Source organism: Rhizobium sp. BK456, assembly GCF_014194045.1.
Classification (GTDB): domain Bacteria; phylum Pseudomonadota; class Alphaproteobacteria; order Rhizobiales; family Rhizobiaceae; genus Rhizobium; species Rhizobium redzepovicii.
The window spans coordinates 170,477-184,552 of record NZ_JACIAO010000014.1 but is presented as its reverse complement, the minus strand read 5'-3'; the positions used below and the strand labels follow the sequence as shown (position 1 = coordinate 184,552).

The following is a 14,076-nucleotide window of genomic DNA, read 5'->3' as shown; positions in this document are numbered from 1 at the left end:
TGATGCGACGCGCTTTAGGACTTTGCCGGCCGCATATCGGCGGTGAGTTCGAAAGCCGTATCAAGCACTCCATCGATCAGGATCCGCGCGCGTTCGCGCATGCCGATTTTCGTGAGGACGCGCTGCGAGGCGAGGTTTTGAGGATGGGTGAAGGCGATGAAACCTGCTGCAAACTGCCGTTCGAAGAACCAGCCGGCCAGCGCGCTTGCAGCCTCGGTCGCCAGGCCCTTGCCCAGGCCGCCTCGCGCAGGGAATAACCGAGTTCGAATTGTTCGCTCCTGAACCGCGAAATGCCGGCGCGGCCGATGAAGCTGCCGTCTTCGGCAAGGAGCTTGTATTTTGTCGTGCTATCGCGTGCCTGCTCCTCGAACCAGCCCCGCAGCCGCTCCTCGGCCTTCTCGTGACTCCACGGCGCCTTGCCGGGAAGGTATCGGGTCGTCGCCATCGTCGAATGCAGCTGCTGCACCAGGGGTGCATCGCCTTCATCCCGCATGACGAAGCTGAGGCGCGGCGTCTTCAGGATGACCCTCTCGCTCATGGCTTTGCCAGTATCCCGCCGCTCACGGGGGCGGTGACCCCCGTCGTGCCGGGAAACGTCAACGGCAGCCCGTCCAGCGAGCGGACGGCGAGATAGGCCCAGGCCTCGGCCTCCATCGCGTCGCCATCGAAGCCGGCCTGCTCGGCGGTCAACACATGCGATCCCAGTGCTTCGGCCATGGCCGAAAACTCCGCCATCACTGTGGCGTTTAGCCGCCCGCCGCCGCAGACGATATAGATCGACGGGCTCTCCGGTAGGAAACCGGCAGATTTGACGATCGCGGCGGCAGCGACATGCGCGAGCGTCCGGGCGCCGTCTTCGAGACTCGCTTCGCCATCCCGAAGCGGCGCGAAATCGCCGCGATCGAGCGAGCGGCGGACATTGCCGCGGAAGAACGGGTTATCAAGGTAACGCTCCGCCAGGGCGGCCACGACCTTGCCGCGTCCGGCGATCTCGCCGCCGGGATCGTAAGTTTTGCCGGTCTGCATCTCCACCCACTGGTCGATCAGCGTATTGCCCGGGCCGCTGTCGAAGGCCGATATCCGCCCGTCCGTGCCGATGAAGGTCAGGTTGGAAATACCGCCGATATTGACGAAACAGACAGCCTGCCCGGCCTGCTGGAATTTTCCGGCCAGTGCCGCATGATAGGCCGGCACCAGCGGCGCGCCCTGGCCACCATGAACCATATCGTTGGCACGCATGTCATAGACCACCGGTATGCCGGTTTGGCGCGCCAATTCTTGGCCGTCGCCGATCTGGACCGTCAGCCCCTCGTCGGGCCGGTGAAGCACGGTCTGGCCATGGAAGCCGAGGACATCGACGGCATCGGCAGCAAGCCCGAAACGCTCCAGGAATGCCGCAACGGCAATTGCATGCCGTTGGGTCAACTCAAGCTCGATGTCGCGAAGTTCAGCGGAGCGGCCGTTCCTGTCGGTCAGCGGTCGCGCCAGTTCGAGCGCCCGTTTCAGCTGCCCGCGGAAATCGGCCTCATAGGGCACGCCCAGGAACGGCCCGCGGTCGATGAAGCCGCGGCCGTCGGTCCTGATCAGCGCCACGTCGATTCCATCCATCGACGTGCCGCTCATCAGGCCGATCGCGGTTCTGATGACATCCATGAGGCTTGCCTCCCATGCGATTCCCGGATGCACTTTTATAAAAACAGTGCTAAACGCGCCGCGACAGATCAACAACAACGAACTTGCGTGAAGCCATATGGGTCAAGCGCAGACACCAAGAGACGAAAGCCATGTCCGAGTTCAAGTCCGATTTCCTCCGCACGCTGAAAGAGCGCGGCTTCATTCATCAGGTTTCCGATGAACGTGGCCTCGACGATATGTTCGCCAAGGAAACCGTGACGGCCTATATCGGCTACGACCCGACGGCATCCAGCCTCCATGTCGGCCATCTCACCCAGATCATGATGCTGCACTGGCTGCAGGCAACCGGCCACCGCCCGATTTCTCTGATGGGCGGCGGCACCGGCATGGTCGGCGACCCCTCCTTCAAGGAGGAAGCCCGCCAGCTGATGACGATCGAAACGATCGAGCAGAATATCGCCTCGATCAAGAACTGCTTCTCGAACTATCTCGACTACGACAAACCCGGCAATGCCGCGCTGATGATCAACAATGCCGAATGGCTGCGCTCGTTGAACTACCTCGAGTTCCTGCGCGATGTCGGCCGTCATTTCTCCGTCAACCGCATGCTGTCCTTCGACAGCGTGAAGACGCGCCTTGACCGCGAACAGTCGCTGTCCTTCCTGGAATTCAACTACATGATCCTCCAGGCCTACGACTTCGTCGAGCTTGCCAAGCGCTACGACTGCCGTCTGCAGATGGGCGGTTCTGATCAGTGGGGCAATATCGTCAACGGCATCGATCTCGGTCACCGCATGGGGACACAGCAGCTCTACGCACTGACATCGCCGCTGCTGACGACGTCATCAGGCGCCAAGATGGGCAAGTCGGCATCCGGCGCGGTCTGGCTGAATGCCGACCTGCTCCCCGTCTATGACTTCTGGCAATATTGGCGCAACACCGAGGATGCCGACGTGCCGCGCTTCCTCAAGCTCTTCACCACGCTGCCGATGGATGAAATCGCACGGCTTTCGGCGATCGGCGGTTCGGAGCTGAACGAGGTCAAGAAGATCCTGGCGACCGAAGTTACCGCCATCCTGCACGGCCGTCCGGCCGCCGAGCAGGCTGCGGAAACGGCGCGCAAGACCTTCGAAGAAGGCGGGCTGTCGGAAAACCTGCCGTCGGTCGATATCCCTGCGACCGAACTTGACGGCGGCATCGGCCTGCTGTCCCTGATGGTCCGCGCTGGCCTTGCCGGCTCGAACGGCGAAGCGCGCCGACACGTCCAGGGCGGCGCGGTGCGCATCAACGACGAGGCGATCAGCGACGAACGCCGTCTGATCGGCAGCAACGAAATCACCGCCGACGGCGTCATCAAGCTCTCGCTCGGTAAAAAGAAGCACATTTTGATCCGCCGCGCCGCCTAAGTGGATTCTGTTTCGAATGGATATCTAAAGCGTGTCGCGATCTTTCAGATTCGATTGCACGCTTTATGTCTTTGTTTTTTCGCATGTCTTTATCGTAAAACCGCTGCACACTTTTGCGAGACATGCTTTAAGCCGGCGTCCGCGCCGGCTTTCTTTGTCCAACTCCTGTATAGGCGGGTAACCCTCACTCAATGCCTGGCCGAGAAATCGCGTCCATTCGTTCAGCCTCCTGGAAGACATAGGGAGGCGGATTGGCGTCTGGCGCGCGCGTCACGCGTGACCACCAGCTGATCGAGAAGGTCGGCGGCGTTACCGTCGCGTCGAGAGGAACCGTCAGCACATGGGCGGAACGAATGAGCTCGGTTGGCCTCAGCCTGTCGCTCTTTTCTGCAGAATGCGAAACCTCTCCAGCTGCGGCGGCGATCACCGCGACCGATACGAAAGAGACTGTCCGAGCGCACTGCATGGCATCCTCCGACATCGCGCCGACCATTATTTGCTAGCCGGAAGCTGCATTACATCAGAATTACCTAAAATAGGCAAAGCATCATTGCCCGACTGGACAGTATAGGTCGGAATCAGCGGATAAGCCGTGCGACAAAGACCGCTTTATCGGAACCTTTTCCGCCCGCCGGGATTTGCGACCAGATTGGATTGGAGCTCCGGCATGATCAACGACCTCTGGTATAAGAACGCCGTCATCTACTGCCTCTCGGTCGAGACCTTCATGGATGCGAACGGTGACGGCGTCGGTGATTTTCAGGGGCTGATGCGGCGCCTCGACTATCTCTCCGGCCTTGGCGTGACGGCGATCTGGCTGATGCCCTTCCAGACGTCGCCCGGCCGCGACGACGGCTATGATGTTTCCGACTATTACAATGTCGACCCGCGCTATGGCTCGCTCGGCGATTTCGTCGAATTCACCCATGGCGCCAAGCAGCGCGGTATCCGCGTGTTGATCGATCTGGTGATCAACCACACCTCCAAGGACCATCCCTGGTTTCAAGACGCCAGGAGCGATCCGCACTCACGCTATCGCGACTGGTACGTCTGGTCAGACAAAAAACCTGCGAGTGCCGATCAGGGAATGGTCTTCCCCGGCGTCCAGAAGACCACCTGGACCCATGACGAAAAAGCCAGGGCCTATTATTTTCACCGCTTCTACGACCACCAGCCCGATCTCAACACCTCCAATCCCGAGGTGCAGACGGAGATCCTCAAGATCATGGGCTTCTGGATCCAGCTCGGCGTCTCCGGCTTCCGGATGGATGCCGCCCCCTTCATAATCTCGACGAAAGGCGCAGACGTTTCCAAGCCCGTCGAGCAGTTCGACATGCTGAGGAAGTTTCGCGAATTCCTGCAATGGCGACTGGGCGATTCCATCATTCTCGCCGAGGCCAACATCCTGCCGAAAGACAATTTCGAATATTTCGGCGATGACGGCGACCGCATGCAGATGATGTTCAATTTCCAGGTCAATCAGGCGCTGTTTTATGCTCTCGCCAGCGCCGATACGCGGCCGCTGAAGAAGGCGATGGAGACGACGAAGCCGCGCCCAGCCACCGCCCAATGGGGTCTTTTTCTGCGCAATCACGACGAACTGGATCTCGGCCGGCTGTCGGAAAAGCAGCGCGGCGCGGTCTTTGCCGCCTTCGGACCCGAAAAGGACATGCAGCTTTATGACAGGGGCATTCGTCGTCGCCTGGCGCCGATGCTCGGCGGCGACCGCCGCAGGATCGAGATGGCATACAGCCTGCTGTTTTCGCTGCCCGGAACGCCTGTCATCCGCTACGGCGACGAGATCGGCATGGGCGACGATCTGGCCTTGCCGGAGCGCAATTGCGCCCGCACGCCGATGCAGTGGTCGACGGAACCGGAAGGCGGTTTCACCAAGAGTGGAAAGCCTATCTCGCCGGTTATCAAGGACGGCCCCTACGGGTTCCAGCATGTCAACGTCGCCGAACAGCGGCGCGATCCCAATTCGCTGCTGAACTGGACCGAACGGATGATCCGGATGCGCAAGGAAGCCCCGGAGATCGGATGGGGCGATTTCTCCGTGGTCGACACGGGTGACGACGGCGTGCTGGCGCTTCGTTACGACTGGCGCGGCAATTCCGTGTTGATCCTGCACAATCTGCATGCGCAACCAGCAGAAGTAACCTTCGATCCCGATGTCGGTGAAGACGGACGACAGCTGATCGACATTGCCGATGGCGCGAGCAGTGAAGCAGACGATAAAGGCTTTCATACCGTCAGGCTCGATGCCTACAGTTACCGCTGGTATCGCGTTGGCGGCCTCGACTATCTCCTCAGGCGCAAGGAGATTTAGGTCTCGGCCCTGCCTATTGGAATTCGAAGATCTGCCGGAATACACCCGGCGCAATGATCGACAGCGGATTGATCTGCAGGTTCGGCTGGTCGAATTTGCCGGTGAGTTTGAAGGTGATGCCAATCAGGCCGCGATCGCTGCCGTTGCCGAGGATGACGCCGATCAGCGGCAATTCGGCAAACAGCCGGTTGAGGCCGTAGGCCGGCATGAAGGTGCCGGTCATGTCCATGTTACCCTTGCGATCGCGCACAATGCCTTGGAAGGTTGCGCCGATCTGGTCGCCGCGCAGCACGCCGTTCTCGATACCGACCATGCCATTGCGCGAAACGACGCGGGCAAAGCCGCGCTGGAAGCGTTGCGACGAGGTATCGATGTCGCGCTTGACGGCTTCGTTGAGGCTGCGCTGCTCATTTCCAACCGGCGTCGAGACGATCGAGCGCAGCCGTTGTTCGTTGACGATCGAGAAACGGCGCACGTCGAGCGAGCCGTCCCAGCCGCCCTCTGCCGAAAGCCGGATCGCCAGGTTGAGCAGGCCGCCCTGCATGTGCTGGTAGAGATCGGCGAAACGCGACACCGCGCCGGCATCGCCGCTGGTGATGTTGATGACGCCGCCATCCTTCATTTGGCTGACCACGGCTTCGCCGCTGTCGGTCACGGCCGAAAAGTTCAGCGCCTGCAGATTGTCACCGCGCAGTGACACCTGCGCCTGGAAATTGCCGATCTTCTCGTCGTTGAAGCCGATGACATTTTTCAGTCTGGCGCGCACCGATACGCCGGTGTCGCCGGCATCCCCGTCATCATCGCTATCGCCCGAGCCCGATTTCAATCGTGCGATGACAGGCCGCGCATCGGCGCTGTCGCCGGAGACCGAGACGTCGAAATTGCCCTTGCTGCGTTTCACCGACAGGGCAAAATCGTCAAGCGAGGAGAGTTTGACGCTGTCGAAATCGGCCGAGATCAGCCCGCCTTTGCCAATGTTCATCGAACCGTTGGCGCCGAAACCGTCGCCCTTCAGCCGGAAATTCTTGATCTGGGTATTGTCGGCCGGGCCGGATGTTTCGAATTCGGCCGTCGCGGCAATACCGCTGCCCTTCGACCAGCCGATCCATGGCAGGTCGAGTTGCGACTTGGTCAGGTCGAGCTGCACATCCTGCCGGTCGTCGTCGATCCGCGTCAGCACCATCTTGACGCTGCCGCCGATGATGCCTGAAAGGCCGGGTATCAGCTTGTTGCGCTGCTCCTCGGAAAGCGTCGCGGTGATCACCCGCGTCCGCTTCGCGCCATCGGAGGCCTCGACCGGTTCGGCAAGATCGATATCGGCCGGGACGCCGTCGATCTGGGCCTTGGCATCCAGCGTGATCTGTTTCGGATTGCCGTTCAGCGTCCCGTCGAGATTGCTGATCGTGCGGCCGGAAAACGGCTTGGCAAGATCGATATCGGTGAGCTTCATCGCCGCGGTCCACTCGGCCGGCGGCGGTTTCTGCGAGGAGAGCAGGCCGAAATGCGCCTTCACATTCGCCTCGATCCGCCCCTTGAGATCGTCGGGCGCAAAGCCGGCGCGCTGCAGCACCCGGATCGGCCTGTAGGTCAGAAGCTCGCCGACGGCATCCGCTGTCCCGGAGATCGCAAGATCGATATCGGCCATCAGCGGCTTGTCGTACGTGGCGGGTAGGGTGAACGTCCCCTGCCCGAGACCGACGGACCGGCCGGAGGGGAAAAACGACGTGCCGCTCTTGATCGCGATCGTCGCAACCGGGCCGGTCAGGTCGAAATGGGCCGCCATATCGCGAACCGGCGGAATGTCGCCGGCGATGTTCATCCGCGCATCCGCGATGTCGAAGCCGATGCGGATCTGGTTGGCGTCGAGCTTCAATCCCTTGCCGCCGGCTGCCTCGTCCAGCCTGCCGAAGGGAATGAAGACCGAGATGGAGGCGTTGGCTACGCTGCCGCCGAAGAGGTTGCCGTGCACCCAGGTGCGCACCTTGGGCGCCATCCAGAACGGCCAGAGCTGCTTGATCGCCGTCGTCTGCAGCTGTGCCGACTGGCCGGCAAAGCTGATCTCCGGCGATTTGCTCCCGAGCTTGACGTGCAGTGCCCCGTATAGCGCGCCGAGCGGACTAGAGACGGTCATGTTGGGAAATAGAAATTCCCGCCCGGCGACCAGGTAGCGCCCGGTCGCCTGGATATCGAAGGAGAGCGGCTGCTCGCCGGAGCCGCCGGGTGCTGCCGAGCCGCCGCTGACCAGAAGATCGATGCCGAAGCCCTTGCCGGCCTGCGGGTCGAGCTTGTCGAGGTCGATCAGCGCGCCGTTGATCGGAACCGTGGTCGCGCCGAAGCGGGCGTTCGACCGGGCGATTTCGAGCGTCTGCTTGGCGAAATCATAAACGAGGTTGATCTGCCCGCCCGACAGTTCCTGCGGATCGCCGTCGGCATAGATCTGGCCGGGATCGATGTCGACGGTCGCCGCAAGTGCCGGCTGCACGCCATCGCGTTCCCTGGTGGCCGATACCGTCAAATCGGCAAAGGCACTGAGCCCCTGTCGGATCACGCCCTGATCGTTGCGTTTCAGCGCAAAGGGCGTGAGGTCGGCATGCTTGAGCGTCGCCACCACCTTCGACACGTGGCCGGCTTCCTTTTCGGCCAGCACCTCGAGCTCGGCCACCTCGCCGTTCAGCGCCACTTCGCCGGTCAACTGCAGTGAGGATGGGCCGGCATGGGCAAAGACAAGATCGTCGACGACCAGCGACAGCGGGCCGTTGGCGGTGTCGGCAAGCTTGATGTCGATGCCGGAGATGCGCACGGAGCTGGTCGAGCCGCGCGTGACGACACTGTCGAACATGTCGAACTGCGAGAAGATCTTCTCCATCGCTGCCGGCATGGCGTCGATGCGCAAATCGTCGAGCGTCAGAGGATTGCCGGAGGGCAACAGAGCGGTATCGAGCGCGATATCGTCGGCTTCGATGTCGGTGACGGCGATGCGGCCGCGGAAAAGCTGCAGCGGATCGAGCCCCAGCCGCACCGAGCCCGTCGTCGACAGGTGCTGGCCGCTCCGCTCGTCGATCATGTTGACGTTGCGCGCTTCCAGCGCCAGCCGGAAATCCGAGGTGAAGCGGATGACGGTGGAGCCGACCTCGGCGCGGTAGCGCGGTCCGGCCACGCCGTTCAACGCCGCCTGCGCCTGCTGCGACAGCGGCTTGTCGAACATGCCGCTCTCGACGGTGAAGACAATTCCGGCGAGGATAAGCAGAATCACCCCCAGAAATCCGGCCGTCAGCTTCGCCGTGCGCCGCATAGGAGAACGCGGCGGCGGGCAAGAGACGATGATCGGATCCTCGGCCTGGGCGGACGGCAAGCGGTCCAGCGCAACGATATCCTTCTTGCGAAACGTGACCTTTTCGCCGCGGATGGCTGACATGCGCCTTCGGGCTCTCCCTTTAAGTGAAGAATTGAACCCGGCATGCTGGACGGGTTTCCGTCCACTATATAATTCGGGGAGAGAAAGTGTCATCCACAAACCCGGCAAAAGAAAGGTTTTCCCAATGGCGGTTCCCGGCATCGGCGCCACGGCTCCTGATTTCAACCTTCCCCGCGACGGCGGCGGCCGCATCTCGCTGGCCGAATTCCAGGGTCGGCCGCTCGTCCTGTTCTTCTATCCCAAGGACGATACAACAGGCTGCACCGCCGAGTCATTGGCCTTCACCGCGTTGGCAAGCGAGTTCGAAGCCGCGGGTGCAGCCGTAATCGGCATGTCGCCCGATTCGGCCGCCTGCCATGACAAGTTCGTCAGGAAGCACCGTCTTTCGGTAGCGCTCGCCTCGGACGAGGAGAAGACGACGCTGCAGGCCTACGGTGTCTGGAAGGAAAAGAGCATGTACGGCCGTAACTTCATGGGCGTCGAGCGCACCACCTTCCTGATCCGCCAGGACGGCACGATCGCCACGATCTGGCAGAAGGTGAAGGTGCAGGGCCACGCCGAAACCGTGCTTGAGGCCGTGCGGAATCTGGCTGCGTGACCGGCGACCTCGCGATGACCTCGCTGCGCGGCGGCGCCATCGATGCCATCTGCTCCGCTGATCTCGACCGCAAGACGGCGCTTGCGCAGGAAAGCGCCACCCGCTGGTTCGCCCGCCGGGTGTCGCTGCGCTCGCCGCTCGATGCGGCCATGCCGGAGAGGCCCGGTCGTCCCGACCGGCCGTTGCTGACGCCGCCGACCCAGGTGGAAAAGCGCTCACTGCATACGCTGAAAGGCCGGATCGCTCTGCTCCATGCCATCGCCCATATCGAGCTCAATGCTGTCGATCTGGCGCTAGATATCGTTGCGCGATTCGCCACCGAACAGGTGCCGAATTCCTTTTTCGACGGCTGGATGCAGGTTGCCTTCGAGGAGGCCAAGCATTTTCGCTTGGTGCGCGCCCGTCTCAACGATCTCGGCGCCGATTACGGCGATCTCCCCGCCCATGACGGGCTCTGGCAGGCGGCCCATTCGACGCGCAACGACCTGACGGCAAGGCTCGCCGTCGTGCCGCTGATTCTCGAAGCCCGCGGCCTCGACGTCACGCCGTCGCTGCAGGCGAAAATGCGCCAGACCGGCGACCTCGAAAGTGCCGCGGTTCTCGACGTCATCTACAACGACGAGAAAGGTCATGTCGCGGTCGGCGCCAAATGGTTCCGCTTCCTCTGCGCCCGGGAGAAGCGCGATCCGGCAAAGGCCTTTCGGGATCTGGTGCGCGCCAATTTCCGCGGGCCGCTGAAACCGCCCTTCAACGATCTCGCGCGCGCCGAGGCCGGGCTGACGCCGTCCTTCTACCGCTCGCTGGCATCGATCAGCCATGCCTGAAATCGCTGGTATTTTCTACACGGACAGCGACAAAGAAAGCATTCGTTAACCATAAACGTGTCTAATTTTCCGAAAGAGGCGTAGTGCATCAGTCGGGAGAGCCTGCGTGAACAGCGGACATCAGCACCGGGTATTCGGCAAGCGGGCGCAGGAGCACATCCTGATCCTCGCAAGCGGCGACAAGGTCCGCCACATGACGGTCCGGCCGTGGATGGCCGCTCTCGCCTTCTGCTTCATCGGCGTCTTCTCGATCGGCTATCTGCTGGCCACCTCCTATCTCGTGCTGCGCGACGACCTGATCGGCGCCACCATGGCGCGGCAAGCCCGGATGCAGCATGACTATGAGGACCGCATCGCCGCTCTTCGCGCCCAGGTCGACCGCATCACCTCCCGCCAGCTTCTCGACCAGCAGGTGGTCGAGGACAAGGTCGACAAGTTGATGGAACAGCAGATGGCGCTGACGTCGCGCCACGGCAAGCTCGATAATCTGCTCGACCGGGCCGAAAGCTCCGGCCTGACGGAAAAGTCCGGCGCCCTGCCCGAGCCGTCTTCGCCGATTCAGTCCTTTGCCCCTGAGATCAAGGACAAGCGCGCTTCGCTGACCGGCGGCGGCATCGAGGCGATTGAGAAACAGCTGGCGAGCGGCACGCCCGCCGATGCGACGCCCGACAATTTGACGCTTGCCTATGTGCCCTCCGCCGAAACGGTCGGCGACCGCGCCGACCGCATCTTCTCCAATGTAACGCTGTCGCTGAAGGGTGTCGAACAGGACCAGCGCAACCGTGTCGAACAGCTGACGAGCGACGCCGGCAACGCCGCCGATGCCATCGGCAACGTGCTGACCCGCTTCAAAATTCCGGTGCCTGAGGAGTCTGCGGGGCGGCAGGGCGACGATGCCGTCGGCGGCCCCTATGTCGAGCCTGAAAGCAACGATGATTTCAACAATTCACTGGCAGCACTCGACGGCGCGCTGACCCGGCTGGAGGCCGTGCGCAGCACCGCCGAATCCCTTCCCTTCCGCAATCCCGCCATCGGCAAGGACGTGACCAGCCCCTTCGGCAATCGCCGCGACCCTTTCCTCGGCCGCCTCGCGCTGCATTCCGGCATCGATTTCCGCTTTTCGCCGGGTGAGAAGATCCGCCCGTCGGCGCCGGGCAAGGTCATCGCGGCCGGCTGGACCGGCGGTTACGGCAACATGGTCGAGGTCGACCACGGCAACGGCATCTCGACACGCTACGGCCATATGTCCCAGGTGCTGGTCAAGGTCGGCGACACGGTCGGCCGCAGTGACGTCATCGGCCTCGCCGGCAGCACCGGCCGCTCGACGGGAACGCATCTGCACTATGAAGTGCGCCAGGACGGGCACGCGGTCGATCCAGTATATTTCATGAATGCGGGCCTTAAACTCGCCACCTATATCAAGTAACAGCCGTCAGGTAACCATGGCTTCACTCTGTATGGGGTGCGGCCTCTCTATTTCTTGACTTGCCGGCCATTCGGGGCTATGTCGCGCTGCATTGCGGCATGCAATCCCGCCGACTCGTTCAGAGCTCGGCCGAACCGGAACGGAAACAGTTTTCCCTTTGACGACATTCGCTGACCTTGGCTTGAGCCAAAAAGTGCTATCCGCTGTTACCGACGCGGGCTACACGATACCCACGCCTATTCAGGCGGGAGCCATTCCGTTTGCGCTCGAGCGTCGCGATATTTGCGGCATCGCGCAGACGGGCACCGGCAAGACGGCATCCTTCGTTCTGCCGATGCTGTCGCTTCTGGAAAAGGGCCGGGCCCGCGCCCGCATGCCCCGCACGCTGATTCTCGAGCCGACGCGCGAACTCGCCGCCCAGGTTGCCGAGAATTTCGAAAAATACGGCAAGAACCACCGTCTCAACGTCGCCCTTCTGATCGGCGGCGTTTCCTTCGAGGACCAGGACCGCAAGCTCGAGCGCGGCGCCGATGTGCTGATCTGCACGCCCGGCCGCCTGCTCGACCATTTCGAGCGCGGCAAGCTGTTGATGAGCGGCGTCGAGATCCTCGTTATCGACGAGGCCGACCGCATGCTTGACATGGGCTTCATCCCCGATATCGAGCGCATCGCCAAGATGATCCCGTTCACCCGCCAGACGCTGTTCTTCTCGGCAACCATGCCGCCGGAGATCCAGAAGCTCGCCGACCGGTTCCTGCAGAATCCGGAACGCATCGAAGTCGCAAAGCCCGCCTCGGCCGCAAAGACCGTGACGCAGCGCTTCGTCGCCTCGCACAGCAAGGACTACGAGAAGCGCGCGGTTCTGCGCGAACTCGTCCGCGCCCAGACGGAACTCAAGAACGCCATCATCTTCTGCAACCGCAAGAAGGATGTTGCCGACCTCTTCCGGTCGCTGGAACGCCACGGCTTCTCCGTCGGCGCGCTGCATGGCGACATGGACCAGCGCTCCCGCACGATGACGCTGCAGAGCTTCCGTGACGGCAATCTGCAGCTGCTGGTTGCCTCAGACGTCGCTGCCCGCGGCCTCGACATTCCCGATGTCAGCCACGTCTTCAATTTCGACGTGCCGATCCATTCCGAGGATTACGTCCACCGCATCGGCCGCACCGGCCGTGCTGGCCGCTCAGGCGCCTCCTTCACGCTCGTCACCAAGCGCGACAGCAAATTCGTCGACGCGATCGAAAAGCTGATCGGCGAGAAAGTGGAATGGCTGAGCGGCGATGTGAATTCCCTGCCGCCGGCAGAAGAAAGCGCCGACAGCGAGCGCCCGCGGCGCAACAGCCGCGAACGTGGCGCAAAGGGTGAACGCGGCGACAGGGATCGTGGTCGCGGACGCGGCAATCGCAGCGCCGCAGGTCATAAATCTGATAACGACATACAGGATAATGACGTCCAAGTGATCCAGGCAGCACCAGTAAAGGCCGACATCGTGAAGAACGAGCGCAAAGCAGAGCAGAAGCCGCAAAACAATGCGCGCAACAGCCGGCCTTATCCGGCAAACGACGACAGCCGCGACCGCCGCCGCCATCGCGACCATGATGACGGCCCGACCCCGGTCGGCTTCGGCGACGATATCCCCGCCTTCATGCTGATCGCCGGCAGCGCCAAGGTCTGAACGGCCAATGGGTAAGCCCGGTCTCGATTTTCCGGGCTTCGGCGTTGGCTTGGTCATTCTGCGCGACGCCAAAATTCTTCTTTATAAACGCGTGCGCCCACCGGAAGCCGGCTACTGGAATATCGTCGGCGGCAAGGTCGATCATATGGAGCCGGCCGAGCAAGCCGCGCGCCGCGAGGCCGAGGAAGAAACCGGCCTCAAGATCGGCCGCATCGAGCGGATCGCCGTGACCGAACAGATCATCGATACCGACCGCCAGCACTGGATTTCACTTCTCTATCTCGCCCGCGACGTCGACGGCGAGCCGCAACTGACCGAACCGGACAAGCTTTCCGATTTCGGCTGGTTTCCGCTCACGGATTTGCCGGAACCGCTCTCGGCATTCACCAAGGCGGCGATAGCAGCCCTGCCCTCAGCCGAATCCAGTCAGCGATCGGCCCTCAGCGACGCCTCATAGGCAAGCCGCACCCATTTCGCCATCAAATCGGGATCGTCGTAGGCCTCGTCGGGAATCGACCAGTAGGGCATCTTTACCGGCTTGCCCTTCTTGCCCTCGTAGCTCCATTGCGTGGCGCCGGCGGCGGCAAATTCCGGGGCGCTCGTCTCATCGGCCTTCAGCAGCATCTCGTCGCGCACTTCGAGCGCGATGATGCGCCCGAGATGATAAATGCCCTTGCCGCCGAACATGCGCTTGACCGTGACCGGGCCGAGACCTTGAAACATTTCCTCGATGCCGGCATTGTCCATTCGCTATTCCCTCGAAATCCC

At 62.2% G+C, this 14,076-nt stretch carries 11 protein-coding genes and 1 pseudogene; 7 read left to right on the top strand and 5 right to left on the bottom strand.

The features are described 5' to 3' along the window. Window positions 1-14 precede the first annotated feature (14 nt). Together FHX03_RS30530 and FHX03_RS30525 are read right to left on the bottom strand one after the other, a co-directional pair. Window positions 15-538 (bottom strand): annotated as a pseudogene (locus FHX03_RS30530) (GNAT family N-acetyltransferase). Beyond that, window positions 535-1,653, bottom strand: a complete 1,119-nt coding sequence (locus FHX03_RS30525) for an anhydro-N-acetylmuramic acid kinase (protein ID WP_183856801.1) — start codon at window positions 1,651-1,653, stop codon at window positions 535-537. Before FHX03_RS30525 ends, FHX03_RS30530 begins: the two are co-directional and overlap by 4 nt. A gap of 131 nt (window positions 1,654-1,784) precedes the next feature. Here FHX03_RS30525 and tyrS point away from each other — a divergent pair, with 131 nt between their 5' ends. After that, on the top strand, window positions 1,785-3,041 hold the full coding sequence (tyrS, locus tag FHX03_RS30520) for a tyrosine--tRNA ligase (protein WP_183781833.1): 1,257 nt from the start codon (window positions 1,785-1,787) through the stop codon (window positions 3,039-3,041). Window positions 3,042-3,225: 184 nt separating this feature from the next. Here tyrS and FHX03_RS30515 read toward each other — a convergent pair whose 3' ends face one another. After that, on the bottom strand, window positions 3,226-3,507 hold the full coding sequence (locus tag FHX03_RS30515) for a hypothetical protein (protein ID WP_183856800.1): 282 nt from the start codon (window positions 3,505-3,507) through the stop codon (window positions 3,226-3,228). 201 nt (window positions 3,508-3,708) lie between these two features. Here FHX03_RS30515 and FHX03_RS30510 point away from each other — a divergent pair, with 201 nt between their 5' ends. Continuing rightward, window positions 3,709-5,370, top strand: coding sequence for an alpha-amylase family protein (locus tag FHX03_RS30510; RefSeq protein WP_183856797.1), 1,662 nt, complete (start codon window positions 3,709-3,711; stop codon window positions 5,368-5,370). A 13-nt stretch (window positions 5,371-5,383) separates the two neighbouring features. Here the strand turns inward: FHX03_RS30510 and FHX03_RS30505 are convergent, their stop codons facing one another. Continuing rightward, on the bottom strand, window positions 5,384-8,785 hold the full coding sequence (locus FHX03_RS30505; RefSeq protein WP_183856796.1) for an AsmA-like C-terminal domain-containing protein: 3,402 nt from the start codon (window positions 8,783-8,785) through the stop codon (window positions 5,384-5,386). 124 nt (window positions 8,786-8,909) lie between these two features. Between FHX03_RS30505 and FHX03_RS30500 the strand changes: the two genes are divergently transcribed. The 5 genes from FHX03_RS30500 (at window position 8,910) to FHX03_RS30480 (ending at window position 13,765) form a co-directional block, all read left to right on the top strand. After that, window positions 8,910-9,383, top strand: coding sequence for a peroxiredoxin (locus FHX03_RS30500; RefSeq protein ID WP_003586264.1), 474 nt, complete (start codon window positions 8,910-8,912; stop codon window positions 9,381-9,383). Beyond that, window positions 9,380-10,207, top strand: a complete 828-nt coding sequence (locus FHX03_RS30495) for a ferritin-like domain-containing protein (RefSeq protein WP_097628623.1) — start codon at window positions 9,380-9,382, stop codon at window positions 10,205-10,207. The genes FHX03_RS30500 and FHX03_RS30495 overlap by 4 nt, the downstream gene beginning before the upstream one ends. Window positions 10,208-10,313: 106 nt before the next feature. Continuing rightward, window positions 10,314-11,633 carry a peptidoglycan DD-metalloendopeptidase family protein gene (locus FHX03_RS30490; protein ID WP_183856794.1) on the top strand — a complete coding sequence of 440 codons (1,320 nt, stop codon included), beginning with the start codon at window positions 10,314-10,316 and terminating at the stop codon, window positions 11,631-11,633. Window positions 11,634-11,790: 157 nt separating this feature from the next. Continuing rightward, window positions 11,791-13,308, top strand: a complete 1,518-nt coding sequence (locus FHX03_RS30485) for a DEAD/DEAH box helicase (protein WP_097628621.1) — start codon at window positions 11,791-11,793, stop codon at window positions 13,306-13,308. Between the two features lie 7 nt (window positions 13,309-13,315). Continuing rightward, window positions 13,316-13,765: an NUDIX domain-containing protein gene (locus tag FHX03_RS30480; protein ID WP_097628620.1), complete on the top strand. Its 450-nt coding sequence runs from the start codon at window positions 13,316-13,318 to the stop codon at window positions 13,763-13,765. On the opposite strand, the gene FHX03_RS30475 is transcribed toward FHX03_RS30480, so the two are convergent. Then, on the bottom strand, window positions 13,735-14,055 hold the full coding sequence (locus tag FHX03_RS30475) for a TfoX/Sxy family protein (RefSeq protein ID WP_097628619.1): 321 nt from the start codon (window positions 14,053-14,055) through the stop codon (window positions 13,735-13,737). The genes FHX03_RS30480 and FHX03_RS30475 overlap by 31 nt on opposite strands. Window positions 14,056-14,076: the final 21 nt, after the last annotated feature.